11 protein-coding genes are annotated in these 14,842 nt (G+C 64.3%); 6 read left to right on the top strand and 5 right to left on the bottom strand.

The genetic code is table 11. From position 1 onward, the window contains the following. The first annotated feature begins 18 nt into the window (after positions 1–18). The 3 genes from coaBC (at position 19) to dut (ending at position 2,825) form a co-directional block, all read left to right on the top strand. Positions 19–1,233 carry a bifunctional phosphopantothenoylcysteine decarboxylase/phosphopantothenate--cysteine ligase CoaBC gene (gene coaBC / locus FAZ69_RS24945; protein ID WP_136897769.1) on the top strand — a complete coding sequence of 405 codons (1,215 nt, stop codon included), beginning with the start codon at positions 19–21 and terminating at the stop codon, positions 1,231–1,233. Between the two features lie 108 nt (positions 1,234–1,341). Continuing rightward, a complete protein-coding gene (locus tag FAZ69_RS24940) occupies positions 1,342–2,367 on the top strand; it encodes an LLM class flavin-dependent oxidoreductase (RefSeq protein ID WP_136897768.1) in 1,026 nt (341 codons plus the stop codon). Between the two features lie 11 nt (positions 2,368–2,378). Then, entirely contained in the window at positions 2,379–2,825 is a 447-nt protein-coding gene (gene dut / locus FAZ69_RS24935) for a dUTP diphosphatase (protein ID WP_136897767.1), read from the top strand. A gap of 116 nt (positions 2,826–2,941) precedes the next feature. On the opposite strand, the gene clpA is transcribed toward dut, so the two are convergent. Both clpA and clpS read right to left on the bottom strand, forming a co-directional pair. Beyond that, positions 2,942–5,239 carry an ATP-dependent Clp protease ATP-binding subunit ClpA gene (clpA, locus tag FAZ69_RS24930; RefSeq protein ID WP_136897766.1) on the bottom strand — a complete coding sequence of 766 codons (2,298 nt, stop codon included), beginning with the start codon at positions 5,237–5,239 and terminating at the stop codon, positions 2,942–2,944. After that, complete coding sequence (gene clpS, locus FAZ69_RS24925) at positions 5,236–5,550, bottom strand: ATP-dependent Clp protease adapter ClpS (protein ID WP_136897765.1); 315 nt, start codon at positions 5,548–5,550, stop codon at positions 5,236–5,238. The genes clpA and clpS overlap by 4 nt, the downstream gene beginning before the upstream one ends. Before the next feature lie 543 nt (positions 5,551–6,093). On the opposite strand from clpS, the gene cspD reads away from it, so the two are divergent. Continuing rightward, positions 6,094–6,300: a cold shock domain-containing protein CspD gene (cspD, locus tag FAZ69_RS24920; RefSeq protein WP_017776809.1), complete on the top strand. Its 207-nt coding sequence runs from the start codon at positions 6,094–6,096 to the stop codon at positions 6,298–6,300. Positions 6,301–6,421: 121 nt separating this feature from the next. On the opposite strand, the gene FAZ69_RS24915 is transcribed toward cspD, so the two are convergent. Continuing rightward, positions 6,422–8,062: a multicopper oxidase family protein gene (locus FAZ69_RS24915; RefSeq protein ID WP_136897764.1), complete on the bottom strand. Its 1,641-nt coding sequence runs from the start codon at positions 8,060–8,062 to the stop codon at positions 6,422–6,424. A 977-nt stretch (positions 8,063–9,039) separates the two neighbouring features. On the opposite strand from FAZ69_RS24915, the gene FAZ69_RS24910 reads away from it, so the two are divergent. After that, positions 9,040–11,016, top strand: a complete 1,977-nt coding sequence (locus FAZ69_RS24910; protein ID WP_136897763.1) for a hypothetical protein — start codon at positions 9,040–9,042, stop codon at positions 11,014–11,016. 43 nt (positions 11,017–11,059) lie between these two features. Here the strand turns inward: FAZ69_RS24910 and FAZ69_RS24905 are convergent, their stop codons facing one another. Together FAZ69_RS24905 and FAZ69_RS24900 are read right to left on the bottom strand one after the other, a co-directional pair. Further along, positions 11,060–11,884 (bottom strand): NAD-dependent epimerase/dehydratase family protein, encoded by an 825-nt coding sequence (locus FAZ69_RS24905; protein WP_136897762.1) that lies wholly within the window; start codon positions 11,882–11,884, stop codon positions 11,060–11,062. 96 nt (positions 11,885–11,980) lie between these two features. Continuing rightward, positions 11,981–13,156 (bottom strand): porin, encoded by a 1,176-nt coding sequence (locus FAZ69_RS24900; RefSeq protein WP_136897761.1) that lies wholly within the window; start codon positions 13,154–13,156, stop codon positions 11,981–11,983. 407 nt (positions 13,157–13,563) lie between these two features. Between FAZ69_RS24900 and FAZ69_RS24895 the strand changes: the two genes are divergently transcribed. Further along, positions 13,564–14,832: an MFS transporter gene (locus FAZ69_RS24895; protein ID WP_136897760.1), complete on the top strand. Its 1,269-nt coding sequence runs from the start codon at positions 13,564–13,566 to the stop codon at positions 14,830–14,832. Positions 14,833–14,842: the final 10 nt, after the last annotated feature.

The following is a 14,842-nucleotide window of genomic DNA, read 5'->3' as shown; positions in this document are numbered from 1 at the left end:
CGCTTTCGGAGACGATCGTTGGCAACTTCGGAACTCGCAGGAAAACACCTCGTACTGGGCCTGACGGGCGGCATCGCCTGCTACAAGATCGCCGAGCTGACGCGGCTTCTCACCAAGGCCGGCGCGACCGTGCAGGTCGCGATGACGGAAGCCGCCACGCAGTTCATCACGCCCGTCACGATGCAGGCGCTCTCGGGGCGCCCCGTCTACACGAGCCAGTGGGATGCGCGCATCGCGAACAACATGCCGCACATCGACCTGTCGCGCGAGGCCGACGCGATCGTGATCGCCCCCGCGTCGACCGACTTCCTCGCCAAGCTCGCGCACGGCATGGCCGACGACCTGCTCTCCACGCTCTGCATTGCCCGCGATTGCCCGCTGCTCGTCGTGCCGGCGATGAACCGCCAGATGTGGCAAAACCCGGCGACGCAGCGCAACGTCGCGCAGCTGCGCGCGGACGGCGTGCTCGTGCTCGGCCCGGATTCGGGCGCGCAGGCGTGCGGCGAAGTCGGCGACGGCCGCATGCTCGAGCCCGAAGCGACCTATGAAGCGATCGCCTCGTTCTTCCAGCCGAAGGTGCTGGCCGGGCGGCGCGTCCTGATCACGGCCGGGCCGACCTTCGAGCCGCTCGACCCGGTGCGCGGCATCACCAACCGCTCGAGCGGCAAGATGGGTTTCGCGCTCGCGCGCGCCGCGCAGCAGGCAGGCGCCGACGTGCGCCTGATCGCCGGCCCGGTCGCGCTCGAGACGCCCTGGGGCGTGTACCGCGAAGACGTGCAGACGGCGCAGCAGATGCACGACGCGGTCATGCAGGCGGTCGCGGACTGCGACATCTTCATCGCCGTGGCCGCCGTCGCGGATTGGCGTGTGGATCACGTCAGCGAACATAAAATCAAGAAGACGGCCGACCGCAAGATGCCGAGCTTCACGTTCGTCGAAAACCCGGACATCCTCGCGGCGGTCGCGAAGCTGCCGCATGCGCCGTTCTGCGTCGGCTTCGCCGCGGAAAGCGGCGATCTCGACGTGCACGGCGAGGAAAAGCGCGTCCGCAAGAACGTGCCTCTTTTGATCGGCAACCTGGGGCCACAAACGTTCGGCCGCGACGATAATGAAGTCGCACTGTTCGAAGCCGGCGGCGTGACGAAGCTGCCGCGCGCGGACAAGACCACGCTCGCGCAGACGCTGGTCGGCGAAATCGCCCGCCGGCTGCCGGACACGAGCCTGATTTCGTAATCGGGGATTGGACTGGCCAGCGGACTCCGGGGACCGCCTTCGCACCCGCGGAGCGCGTCGCCGGACCTGGCCGCCGGCCACCTATCGGAACCTCGGAGCGGTACTGCCATGACGCTACTTTCCGTGCTCGATCAAACGCCCGTGATCGACGGGCACTCGGTGGCCGATGCAATCGCCGCCACGCTCGAGCTCGCGCAGCTCGCCGACGATCTCGGCTACACGCGCTACTGGTGCGCCGAGCACCATGGCCTGCGCGCTGTCTCGAACCCCTGCCCCGAAGTGATGCTGGCCCGCCTCGGCAGCCTCACCAAACGCATCCGCATCGGCTCGGGCGGCATCATGCTGCCGTACTACAGCCCGTTCAAGATCGCCGAGCAGTTCCTGATGCTCGAAGCGCTGTTCCCGAACCGCGTCGATCTCGGCGTCGGACGCGCGCCCGGCGGCGACATGCGGACTGCGCAGGCCGTCGCGGCCGGCCAATACAACCGGGGCGAGATCTTCGCGGAGCAGGTCGCCGATCTCGTCGGGCTGATGAGCGGCAAGCTGCCGCTCGACCATCTCGCGCAAGGCGTGCTGCTGCAGCCGCAGATCGTGACGCGTCCGCAACTCTGGATGCTGGGCTCGAGCGATTTCGGCGGGATGCTGGCGGCGAGGCTCGGCATGCGGTTTGCATTCGCGCACTTCATCAACGCGCATTTCGGGCACTGCGTCGGCGATGCCTACCGGGAACGCTTCACGCCCGGCCATGAAGACGAGCCTTACCTCGCCGCGTCGGTCTTCGTGATCTGCGCGGATACGGAAAAAGAGGCGGCGGACTTGGAAAAGGCCGTCGACTTGCGCCGGGTGCAAATGGCGTACGGCCTCAACGCGCCGATTCCGTCGATCGAACAGGGCCAGTTGCAGGAATTCGGCGAGCGCGACCAGCTCGTGATCGATCGCGAAAAGCCGCGCAGCATCATTGGCACGCCGGAATCGGTGACGGCGCGCCTCACCGAACTGAGAGACCAATTCGACGCCGACGAATTGATCATCCTGACCGTAGCCGGGAGCTACCGGGCCCGGCTGCGCTCGTACGAACTTCTCGCCCAGGCTTTCGAGCTCGGGCGCAACACCCAACCGCCTGACCAACACTGAACCGATCCTGCATGAAACTCGACCTGAAGATCCTCGATGCGCGCATGCGCGACCAGCTTCCCGCCTACGCGACGTCCGGCAGCGCCGGCCTCGACTTGCGCGCGTGCCTCGACACGCCACTGACGCTTCAGCCCGGAGAAACGGCCCTGGTGCCGACCGGCCTCGCGATCCACGTCGGCGACCCGGGCTACGCGGCGATGATCCTGCCGCGCTCGGGGCTCGGCCACAAGCACGGCATCGTGCTCGGCAACCTCGTCGGGCTGATCGATTCGGACTATCAAGGCCAGTTGATGATTTCGACGTGGAACCGCGGGCGAGCCGCGTTCACGTTGAATCCGATGGAGCGCCTCGCACAGCTCGTGATCGTGCCGGTGGTGCAGGCGCGCTTCAACATCGTCGACGAGTTCGAGCAAAGCGATCGCGGCGAAGGCGGGTTCGGGAGCACGGGCAAGCATTGAGGATTGCTGCAGCCGGGCATCGAGTTTCGACTCGAGCGGACGGCTGGAAATGCAAAACGGCGCGGGGATCGACCCGCGCCGTTTCGTTTCTGCTGCCTACATCGTGCCGCCGTGCATTACTCGACTTCGACCGTCTCCGGATTCGGATTGCGCGGAGCAGCGTTTTCGTCGAACGTGAGCTGCACCTTGTCGCTCTCGTCGACGTCCACCGTCACGCGGCCGCCGCTCATCAGCTTGCCGAACAGCAACTCGTCGGCCAGCGCACGCCGGATCGTATCTTGGATCAGGCGCTGCATCGGACGCGCACCCATCAGCGGATCGAAGCCGTGCTTGGCGAGGTGCTTGCGCAGCGCGTCGGTGAAGAGCGCGTCGACCTTCTTCTCGTGCAACTGATCCTCGAGCTGCATCAGGAACTTGTCGACCACGCGCATGATGATTTCTTCATCGAGCGAACGGAAGCTGATCGTCGCATCGAGCCGGTTGCGGAACTCGGGCGTGAACATACGCTTGATGTCGACCATTTCGTCGCCGGTTTCACGGCGCGCCGTGAAGCCGATCGTGCCCTTCTGCATCGACTCGGCGCCCGCATTCGTCGTCATGATGATGATGACGTTGCGGAAATCCGCCTTGCGGCCGTTGTTGTCGGTCAGCGTGCCGTGGTCCATCACCTGCAGCAGCACGTTGAAGATGTCCGGGTGCGCCTTCTCGATTTCGTCGAGCAGCAGCACGCAGTGCGGCTTCTTCGTGACGGCTTCGGTCAAAAGACCGCCCTGGTCGAACCCTACGTACCCAGGCGGCGCACCGATCAGGCGGCTCACCGCGTGACGTTCCATGTATTCGGACATGTCGAAGCGGATCAGCTCGATGCCGAGCGTGAACGCGAGCTGACGCGCGACTTCGGTCTTGCCGACACCCGTCGGACCCGAGAACAGGAACGCGCCGATCGGCTTGTCGGTCTTGCCGAGGCCCGCGCGCGCCATCTTGATCGAGGCTGCCAAGGCGTCGATGGCCGGGTCCTGCCCAAACACGACGCTCTTCAGATCGCGATCGAGCGTCTGGAGCTTGCTGCGGTCGTCCTGCGACACGCTCTGCGCCGGCACGCGCGCGATCTTCGAGATGATTTCCTCGATCTCGCCCTTGCCGATCGTCTTCTTCTGCTTCGACTTCGGAAGGATGCGCTGGGCCGCGCCGGCTTCGTCGATCACGTCGATCGCCTTGTCCGGCAGATGACGATCCGTAATGAAGCGCGCCGACAATTCAGCCGCCGCCGACAGCGCCCCCGACGAATACTTCACGCCGTGGTGCTCTTCGAAGCGCGACTTCAGGCCGCGCAGGATCGCCACTGTCTGCTCGACGGTCGGCTCGGTCACGTCGACCTTCTGGAAGCGCCGCGACAGCGCCGCATCCTTTTCGAAGATGCCGCGATATTCGGTGAAGGTGGTCGCGCCAATGCACTTGAGCGTGCCCGACGAGAGCGCCGGCTTCAGCAAGTTCGATGCATCGAGCGTACCGCCCGACGCGGCGCCCGCGCCGATCAGCGTGTGGATCTCGTCGATGAAGAGAATCGCGTGCGGACGCTCTTTCAATTCTTTCAGCACCGTCTTCAGACGCTGCTCGAAATCGCCGCGGTACTTGGTGCCCGCGAGCAGCGCGCCCATGTCGAGCGAATAGACTTGCGCGTCCGCGAGGATATCCGGCACTTCGCCGCGCGTGATGCGCCAAGCGAGGCCCTCGGCGATCGCCGTCTTGCCCACGCCCGCCTCGCCCACCAGCAGCGGATTGTTCTTGCGGCGGCGGCACAGCACCTGCACCACGCGCTCGACCTCGAGCTCGCGCCCGATCAACGGATCGATGCGGCCATCCTTCGCCATCTGGTTCAGGTTCTGCGTGAACTGCGCGAGCGGGGTTTCCTTCTGGGCGGCGGCCTCGTCGGCTTCCGCGTTCGCGTCGCTTGCCTTGGCGGCGTCGCTGCTGCTCGTCTTCGCAATACCGTGCGAGATGAAGTTGACGACGTCCAGCCGCGTCACGCCCTGCTGCTGCAGGTAGTAGACCGCGTGCGAGTCCTTCTCGCCGAAGATCGCGACCAGCACGTTCGCGCCTGTCACCTCCTTCTTGCCGTTCGAGGTCGACTGAACGTGCATGATCGCGCGCTGGATCACTCGCTGAAAGCCGAGTGTCGGCTGCGTGTCGACGTCGTCGGTGCCGGGAACGGTAGGCGTGTTGTCGTGAATGAAGTTGCGCAGGTTCTGGCGCAGATCTTCGATGTTGGCCGCGCATGCGCGCAACACCTCTGCTGCCGTCGGATTGTCCAACAAGGCCAGTAAAAGATGTTCGACCGTTATGAACTCGTGCCGCGCCTGACGTGCTTCCATGAACGCCATGTGCAAGCTCACTTCCAGTTCCTGGGCAATCATGCTTCCTCCATCACGCACTGCAGCGGATGCCCTGCCTGCCGTGCGTGGGTAACTACCTGCTCGACCTTGGTCGACGCGATGTCTCGCGTGTAGACCCCACAAACTCCCCGCCCCTCGCGATGGACCTTCAGCATGATCTGCGTCGCGGTCTCGCGGTCTTTACTGAAATATTCCTGCACGATCATCACGACAAATTCCATTGGCGTGAAATCGTCGTTCAGCAGCACCACCTTATACATGGAAGGCGGTTTCAGCTTCTTTTCCTGCCGCTCCAGTACGGTGCTGTCCTGCTTGTCCGGAATAATCGCCATACACCCATTCTAAACAACTCGGACAGGCCCGCAATCCTGTCAAAACCCGACCGCCTGGCCGGTGGCTCAACGCTGCCGCCCGACGATCCCCCGTCGCGCACGCACGCTTTTCTCGCGGCCGATCGCGGCGCCGGCCTTCGACGTCGACGCTCGCTTGCCGCGCCGCCGGCGACTCGAACCGAGTATCGCACATCACGTGCCGACAGGCTGGGAGCCGTTTCCGGCGCGGCCCTTGGCGCTATGTGGGTCGATTATGCATCTTTTTCAAGATCAAGCGCTTGCGCCAGCACACATATGAAAAGCGGGAAAAACCCCTAGAAATGCGTCCGATACAACGCCCCACACAACGTCTCAAAATTCACTTGACACTCGATTAAAGAGATCCAACAATCAAGCTGGCACTTTTTTTCAGCTGGCCGCAGCAGGTGCGTAGGTACGAAAAAATGCCGAGGTGAGCTAGTGAGGAGGGGGCGGCAGCATTCCGCAGTCGCCAAGCTTTTCGAGCGTGCTCGTGGTAGGACATGAGTTACAGGGGAAGTTGGTATGGCAACTGGTACGGTCAAATGGTTCAATGACGCAAAAGGTTTCGGATTCATCACGCCCGACGAAGGCGGCGAGGATCTGTTTGCACACTTCTCGGCGATCCAGATGAACGGGTTCAAGACCCTCAAGGAAGGCCAGAAGGTCAGCTTTGAAGTTGTGCAAGGACCGAAAGGCAAACAGGCATCGAACATTCAGGCTGCCGCCTGAGTCCGTTCGATCCGCTGTGCCCTGGAAACCCGGCTTCGTGCCGGGTTTCTTTTTTTTTGCGATCTCGAAGCGCCTGCCGCGTTGTCCGGCGCGGCAAAAAAATGCCGCGCCATCGTTCGCTTCACGTCACTTTCAGCGCGCCCATCATGCCGAGATCCTCGTGCTCGAGGATGTGGCAGTGAAACATGCGTTCGCCGCGCATCGATTGCATCGTCGCGATGCGCACGGTCTCTCCCGGCTGCACGTTCACGGTGTCGCGCCACGCGAGAAACGGCTCGGGCGTCGCTACGCCTTCCAGCTCTCGCTCGATCACCTGAAACTGCGTGCCGTGCAAATGGAACGGATGATCCATGTCGGTGCGGTTCTCGATCGACCACAGCTCGACCTCGCCGCGGCGGCTTGTCAGCGTGACGCGAGCCGGATCGTAGCTCGCACCGTTGATCATGAAGCTCATGCCGGCCGGCATCCCATGATTCGACGCGCCAGGACGGTGCATCGCAGCCATGTCCATCTTTTCGGAAAACACGACCGACTTGTGCGCTGTCGGCTCACCCAGCGAAGCCACCGTGCGCAAATGCTGCGGCAACGCGCGATGCACTTGCGTGCCTGCGCCCGGCGTATCGACGCCCGACGCGAATTCGACGTCGGCGAGCGCACACGCCGGTTCGGGCGGCAAACTGCCATGCATCATCGCCATCTTGCGACGGTCGTACACGCCGGCCGTCAGCACAGTGCGCGTCGATGCGCTGCCGTCCGCCGCGGCGCGCACGATCAGCTCCGCGCGTTCGCCGGGCGCCAGCAGCAGCTCGGTCAAATCCCGGCGCGGACGCTCGAGCAAACCGCCATCGGTCCCGACCTGCTCGAAGCGGCGGCCATCGTCGAACATCAGCCGCAGGTAACGCGCGCTGCCCGCGTTCCAGACGCGCCAGCGCTCGTCTCGCGCGACGGCGATCCGCGGCCGGCGCGCGCCGTTCACCAGCGCAAACTGCCCTTCCCGGCCGTTCATCCAGTCCATCATGTCGTTCGGCGCGATCGCGCCGTCGGCCGCCAGCTTGAGATCGGTGACGAACAGATGCCGCTCGGGCCACTCGGCGAGCGGATCGTCGGCAGCCCGCACGATGACCGGCCCGGCCAGTCCCCGGTAGACCTGCTCCGCCGTCAACATGTGCGGATGCGGGTGGTACCAGTACGTGCCGGCGCTGCCGCGCGGCAGCGTGAAGCGGTAGACCCGCGTCGCGCCAGGCTCGACCGGGTTCGACGGATTGCCGTCCTGCTCGGGCGGCACCGGCATGCCGTGCCAGTGGATCATCGACGGCTGCGGCAAGCGGTTGATGAAGACGATTTCGACCGTATCGCCTTCGCGCACGTCGATCAGCGGGCCGGCGATCGGCCCGTCGATCGGGCTGCCGGGCGCAGTCGACAGCGCATCGCCGTATAGCCAGAAAGGCGTCTGCGTTCCAGGCAGCAGCTCGAGTGCATGCGGTTGCGCGACGAGCGTCGCGCGAAAGGCGCCGCGTTCGCGGCTCTGGTTGGCGAGCTTGCGAAGCGCGGGCAATGGCGCGCCGGATGGCAGTGCGTGGACCGGCGCCAGCGCCGCGGACGGCGCAGTCTTGCCGGCCGGCATCGGCGGCATGTCAGGCATGTCGTGCATCTCCGACATGTCGTGCGCGTGCTCCTGTGCGTCCTGCGCGAATGCGCCCCGGACGACCAGCGACGCTGCGGCCACACCGAGCGTGCGAGCCAAGAATTCCCTGCGAATCATCGATGTTTCCTCATTGCACATGAGGCGCGCGAAATGCGCGCCTCACGCGTGACTGTCTTGCAGAAAACAGCCGGGAGCGGGACGCATGACGCCCACCTCAGGCCTGTCGAATTGCTTGAAGCAACAGTCATGCAATGGGCGGCCGCCACGGCGGCGCGCGCGTCGGGTTCACGGGCTCGGACGCGGCCAAGACAGCAGGCGCATCGGCAGGCGTCGCCTTCGGCACGAAATGGAATGTGGAACGGAGTGCACAGCAGTGGATACCGCACGCTATCGCGCAGCATGTCTTGCAAAGGCCATGACCAGCGAGATGCTCGCCCGAAGCGCAGTGGCTCCCATGGCTCGATGACACAAGCCCCGTCGATTGGATCACATGCTCGCCCGAGGCATCCTGAAGCGGTTGCGCAAGCGCACCCGTCATCGCAAACGATGACAGGCAGAAAAACAAAAGCACGCGCCACACCCAATGCATGGATTCGTCGATAACGAGGTTGTCGGGCCGATGAAGCACGCGGGGCAACGCCGCGTGAGGATCCGCCGAATGATAACGCACTGCGTTCCCAGGCATGCGGACATGCCGCCCATAACCCGGCGAGCCCCCGCCGAATCTTCGCGATATATCGCAGCCACGCGAAATTCAGAACAAACATCATTGACATCAGTGATTTACAGATTAAATCGATCAACCCCAAGCAGCGTCGCTCAAGAACCCGGGGAAATTGCCGTAAAACGTGACGCAGTAGAAAAAAGAAGTACTCGAGAGCCAATGGCAGATTGCTTCTCCAGCAGCCGATTCTTATAAGACGCTTTCATTTTCACTTTCGATTCAATGACTTTTACATCGTGAAAAGTCGCGTTCAAAAAAAGAAAGCGCACGACGGGCCGCACAAATCGGTTAATCGGATCGAGGAACGGTAATAACCGGCTCACCCAGACCGCCATTGGCAGATCACAACAAACATGACCTTCGAGATACGATGAAACATAAAACCAACACGGGAATCCTGGCCAAAACGAGATTAGCGCTTGCCATTGGCGGCGTATTGGCATTGTCGATCGTTGCCGGCTGCGGAGGCGGGGGCTCAAGCAGCGGTTCGACGGCCACTTCGAGCGGCACCTCCACCGCAACCGCGACCCAGCTGACCGGCACCGTGGCCGTCGGCAATGCCATCGCCAACGCGAACGTCACGGTGATCGACGTCAACGGCAATACCGCGACCACCACCAGCAACAGCAGCGGCACCTACACCGTTTCGCTGGCCGGACTGACGGCGCCGTTCGTGGTCGTCGCAGCCGACCCGACCGGCAACAACGCCACGCTCTACTCGGTTGTCTCGCAGGTGCCGACGGGCACCAGCTCGCCCGTCGTGGCCAACGTCACGACGCTCACCAGCGCCGTCGCCGCCCTGCTGACGACGAGCGGCAATCCGGTCGATCTCGCGTCGAGCAGCAGCCTGCAATCGCTCGTGACGCCGGCGACGGTCACCGCAGCGGTCACCAAGCTCGATAGCGCGCTCGCGTCGATCCTCTCGGCAAACGGCCTGAACGCCACCTTCGATCCGATCGGCACGGCCTTCACGGCGAACCAGACCGGCGCGGACGCCGTGATCGACGCAGTTCAGATCGTGCCCGGGCCGTCGGGCGGCACGCAACTGGTCTCGACGGCCAGCCCGTCGAGCGGCATCACCCTGAGCCAGTCCACGACGGTCTCGGGACCGCTCTCCGCGCCGCCCGCAACCGCCAACTATCTGGCGACGCTCTTCAGCCAGCTCAGCCAATGCCTGGCGGCATCGTCGAGCTCCTGCTCGGCGATCGACGCCAGCTACCTCGACAATGGCTTCGCCACTTTCGCCACGGCCCACCCGTCGCTCGCGGCATCGGGCGTGACGCTCGGCATGCCCCATACGATCGAGTTCTTCACCGGGACCAATGGCAAGCAGCAGGCGCTCGTCGCCTTGCCGTACACGACCAGCAGCGGCAGCGGCGAGGAAGTCACGGTCGCGCAGGACACCGGCAACGGCACCTGGGACATCATCGGCAACCAGGAGCAATACAACGTCACGATCACGTCGTACGTGAGCCGCCGCCAATACCTGGATAGCGCCGACGCATCGTTCGGGCGCTACGAAGCGGGCCTGGGCATCACCATCCCCGTGGGCGCAGCGGGTACGCCCAACCCCGCCGCTCTCGCCGCGGCATCGGTGACGGGCCCGGGGATCAGCGGCACGCTCTACCTGGTGCCGCGCAGCGCGAGCGGCAGCTCCACTCTGTCGCTGACCAGCCAGGCGCTGACCAGCGTGCCGACGGGCGGCGTCACGTCGAGCGCGAACACCAGTCTCTACCGCTGGTCGTGGACTGCGCTGCCCGGCGCGACGTCGACCTTCAGGCCGGGAACGAACAATCGGGGCTTTTACGCCGCGCAACCGATCGACGTTTCGAGCGTGCCGCAGTTCACGACCTACACGGTCACGTTCTACGACACGAGCGGCAACCAGCTCGGGACCACCAGCGTGCGCAACATCACGCCGACGATGTCGTCATCGGCGGGCGCGAACGTCGCGTGGCAGACGCTGTCGTCGAGCACGCAGAACGATGTGCTCAATCCGAGCGGCTCGCTCGCCGGCACTCAGTCGACGATCAACCTGTCGTGGTCGAACCTGGTCAACGGCCGGAATATCGCACCACCGGTCGCGAAAGCGCAGATTCAATCGGCGCCGGGCACGGGCGTGACGCCGTCGACGGAAATCGACGGCTGGTGGGTCGGCCCGGCGACGTTCGCGGCCGGCGGCCAGTACACGGAGACGGTGACGGCCGGCGTGGCGTCGAACAACGTCCAGCAATGCTCGCCTGCGTGCCAGTTCCCGGCGCTGCAGACCGGCGGAGGGCGCCTCGCGGAGTTGTATTTCCCGATCGGCAAGGTCGCGTACTACAACGATTGGAAGTACAACGACTGATGGGAAGGCTGCGTCGCCGGAGCGCCGGCGGCGCTGTTCGACCTCACTCCATCGGCCCGGCCAGCACGAACGGGCCTCCCTGGAAGCTCTGCGCAGGATCGTCGAGATCGGCCGTCGGCGCACCCACGGGGAACATCGCTTCGAATTCGATCGAGCTGTCCTGCGGACGAAAGCCGAGAAACGCCGCCTTGGTGTTGTCGACCCATTTCACGCGGTTGTCCGATACCCCATACACGATCGCGTGGCCGACGCGATTCGTGAACAGCGAGCAGCGCACGAGCTCGATGAAGTCGCGATAGCTCAGAAACGTGACCAGCATGCGCGGATTCTTCGGCGCCTCGAACGACGAGCCGATGCGCAGGCAGACCGTCTCGAGCCCGAAGCGATCGAAGTAATAGCGCGACAGCGCCTCGCCGAAGCATTTGCTCACGCCGTACAGGCAATCTGGGCGCAGCGGCGCGTCGATGCCGAGCACTTCCGTCACCGGATGAAACCCCACCGCATGATTCGAGCTCGCGTACACGATGCGCTTTACGCCCTGCTTCTGCGCGGCCGAATACACGTTGTACAAGCCGAGGATGTTGCTCTGAAGCAGGTCGTCGAACGGCGCCTCGACCGAGATGCCGCCGAGATGCACGACCGCATCCACGCCTTCGAGCAGCGCATGCACTGCCGCACGATCCGCAAGATCGACGATCGATGCTTCCTCGTGCGCCGCCACTTCGCCCAGCGGCGCGATATCGCTCACGCGCACCACGTCGGCCCACGCGGCGAGCGGGCCGCGCAACTGCCGTCCGAGATTGCCGGCCGCGCCGGTCAGGAGCAGCCGCCGGAACGGTTTGCGCGGCTGCGGTCGATCGTCGTTCATGTTGCCCTACCTTTGTAAATGCCGTGGTTGCCTGGAGTTAGCGCTTTAGCGCTTACTCCAGGCCCACGGCGGTCGTGTTGTCAGCACCACTGCGAATCAGAACGTCACGGTAATGCCTGCCATGCCGACGAACTGCTTGTTCGTCGACGACGGCGTCGAGTTTTGCGAATCGCCGACCACGGCCACGGCGTCGACGATGTTGCCCGCCCCCTTCGCACCGAGCGTCTGGCCGCTCGCATGCTGAAAGGCCTGCAGCGCATAGAGCGTGGTGCGCTTCGACAAATGGTAGGACTCGCGCAGCGAGTATTGCTGATAGCGCGCCGCGCTCGAGATGCCGTTCGACTTCGCCGCCAGCGTATAGGCGAAAGCGCCGGCGATATCGAGCGCAGGCGTGAACCGGTAGGCGGCGATCGCGCCATAGGTGTTGAACACAGCCGTGTTGGCGAACAGCGACTTGCCGCCCGCCAGGTACTCGACGTTCGTATAGTTCAAGCCGAGCGTAAGGTTGCCGAGCGTGTAGTTGCCGGCGGCCGCGACATTCTGCAGCGCGCGCGCCGACTGATAGCCCTGGTTGACCGGTGAGACGGCGAAGGACCCCGTCGCATTCGCATCGAAGCCCGATGTGAGTCCCGTGTTGTCGATGCGCAGATAGCCGGCGGCAAGACTCACGGGACCGCTCGCATAGCGAAGCGCGCCGCTGTAGGTCTGCCCTTTGCCGGGGCTGCCCGCGATGCCGCTGAACGCATACATCGCGCTCGCGCTGAGACCGTAGTAGGTGGGCGACGTATAGGTCACCGAGTTGTTGATGCGGATCGTGGTGTCGAGGCCGTCGTAGTCGCCCGGATGCGCGCCCGTCGCGCCGGTCGTCCAGCTGCTCGATGCGAGCGGCCCGACGAACAGCAGGTACGGCGTGTACTGGCGGCCCATCGTCACCGTGCCGTAGGTCTGGTTCTGCAAGCCGACATAAGACTGCCGGTTGAAGATCAGTCCCGCCGCCGACGCCGCGCCGGTATTCGCATTGAAGCCGGCTTGCAGATCGAAGATCGCGCTCGTGCCGCCGCCCAGGTCCTCGGTGCCGCGAAAGCCGAACTTGGACGCGTAGAGATTGCCCTGCGCCAGATAGACGTTCGAGGCGCCCTTCTGATTGTTGGCGTAGGCAATGGCGTCGTCGACCACGCCGTAGAGCGTCACGCTCGATTGCGCGTGGGCCGATGCAGCGCCGAGCGAGGCGCCTGCCAGCAGCAGCGCCTGGATCCTTCTTTGCTTTTTCATCCTGTCTCTTCCTGTTGTCCACGGCGTCGTTCATGCGCGGCCGAACGCGCGGAAAGCGCGGCCGCCCGGCATGCCGGCGTCAAGTTGTCTGATGACTGATATGGAAAATGCGAAACCATACTATGTTCGCAAACGAGCATCGTCAAGCCTGGCGTCAGCGGCTTCCGCACAACCCGAACGGAACGTATTCCGCGCGTACTTCAATGAAATAACCGCTAAATAAGGCGGTTGACTCGCCGAAAACCAAGCAAGCCTTTTCGAATTCGTTCGAACATCAGCGCTTGACAGCATGCGCTCGCGAACATAGCATTTTCGAACGCAACGACATCGGTCATCGCATGACTTGCGCAAAATAAGGGGCCAACGGCAAGCGGAACATTGCCGCACCCCAAACATAGGAGACAGGCTTGAAAACGGTCAAAGGCTTGCGCTGGTGGATCATCGCCCTCGTCTGCGTCGGCACGATCATGAACTACCTCGCGCGCAACTCACTCTCGGTGCTCGCGCCCGAACTGAAGCACGAACTCAGCTTCACCACCCAGCAGTACTCGTATATCGTCGCGGCCTTCCAGATCGGCTACACGGTCATGCAGCCCGTGTGCGGCATCATCGTCGACCTGCTCGGCTTGCGGCTCGGCTTCGCGCTGTTCGCGGCGCTCTGGTCGGCAGCGGGCGTCATGCACGGCTTCGCGAGCGGATGGCTCTCGCTCGGCCTCGTGCGCGGCTTTCTTGGCCTCTTCGAAGCCGCGGCCATCCCGTCGGGGATGAAGGCTGTCGCCGAGTGGTTTCCCGACCGCCAGAAGTCGGTCGCGGTCGGCTACTTCAACGCCGGCACCTCGCTCGGCGCCGTGCTCGCCCCGCCGGTCGTGATCTTCCTGTCGCTGCGCTTCGGCTGGCAGGCCGCATTCATGGTGACTGGCGCGATCGGCTTCGTCTGGGCCGCGGCGTGGTACGCGCTCTATCGCAAGCCGTCGGCCCACCCGCGCATCGGCGAGCGCGAACGCGCGCTGATTCTCGACGGCCAGAAGCTTGCCCCCGCGAGCGGCAAACGACGCGTGCGCGAAGTGATCGCGTCGCGCCGTTTCTGGGCGATCGCGCTGCCGCGCTTCTTCGCCGAGCCCGCGTGGCAGACCTTCAGCTTCTGGATCCCGCTCTATCTCGCCACCGGCCGCCACATGGATTTGAAGCAGATCGCGATCTTCGCGTGGCTGCCGTTCCTGGCCGCGGACTTGGGCGGCATACTGGGCGGCTATCTGTCGCCGTTCCTGATGAAGTATTTCCGCATGCCGCTTCTCTGGTCGCGCGTGGCCGGCGTGGTGCTCGGCGCGTTCATGATGATCGGCCCTGCCTGCATCGGCCTCGTCGCGTCGCCGTATCAGGCCATCGCGCTCTTTTGCGTCGGCGGCTTCGCGCACCAGATGATCTCCACGCTCGTGAACACGCTGTCGGCCGACGTCTTCGATCCCGGCGAAGTCGGTACGGCGAGCGGCTTCGCCGGCATGGCGGCGTGGATCGGCGGCCTCGGCTTTTCGCTGATGGTCGGCGCGCTGGCCGACACGGTCGGGTACGGGCCGCTGTTCGCCTGTCTCGGCGCGTTCGACCTGATCGGCGCCGCCTTGCTCATATGGCTGATACGCGGCCAAACGAGACAGGAACGCGCGCTGGCGCACGCTTAGGGCCGGCTCC

It is taken from the genome of Trinickia terrae, assembly GCF_005144415.1.
Classification (GTDB): Bacteria; Pseudomonadota; Gammaproteobacteria; order Burkholderiales; family Burkholderiaceae; genus Trinickia_A; species Trinickia_A terrae.
Note: the sequence above shows the minus strand (reverse complement) of the source record. Positions and strands in the feature narration are given on the sequence as shown.

Excerpts from the sequence above, each read along its gene's own strand:
- FAZ69_RS24940 (WP_136897768.1), top strand. The coding sequence starts at position 1,342 with ATGACGCTACTTTCCGTGCTCGATCAAACGCCCGTGATCGACGGGCAC.
- dut (WP_136897767.1), top strand. The coding sequence starts at position 2,379 with ATGAAACTCGACCTGAAGATCCTCGATGCGCGCATGCGCGACCAGCTT.
- clpA (WP_136897766.1), bottom strand. The coding sequence starts at position 5,239 with ATGATTGCCCAGGAACTGGAAGTGAGCTTGCACATGGCGTTCATGGAA.
- clpS (WP_136897765.1), bottom strand. The coding sequence starts at position 5,550 with ATGGCGATTATTCCGGACAAGCAGGACAGCACCGTACTGGAGCGGCAG.
- cspD (WP_017776809.1), top strand. The coding sequence starts at position 6,094 with ATGGCAACTGGTACGGTCAAATGGTTCAATGACGCAAAAGGTTTCGGA.
- FAZ69_RS24915 (WP_136897764.1), bottom strand. The coding sequence starts at position 8,062 with ATGATTCGCAGGGAATTCTTGGCTCGCACGCTCGGTGTGGCCGCAGCG.
- FAZ69_RS24910 (WP_136897763.1), top strand. The coding sequence starts at position 9,040 with ATGAAACATAAAACCAACACGGGAATCCTGGCCAAAACGAGATTAGCG.
- FAZ69_RS24905 (WP_136897762.1), bottom strand. The coding sequence starts at position 11,884 with ATGAACGACGATCGACCGCAGCCGCGCAAACCGTTCCGGCGGCTGCTC.
- FAZ69_RS24900 (WP_136897761.1), bottom strand. The coding sequence starts at position 13,156 with ATGAAAAAGCAAAGAAGGATCCAGGCGCTGCTGCTGGCAGGCGCCTCG.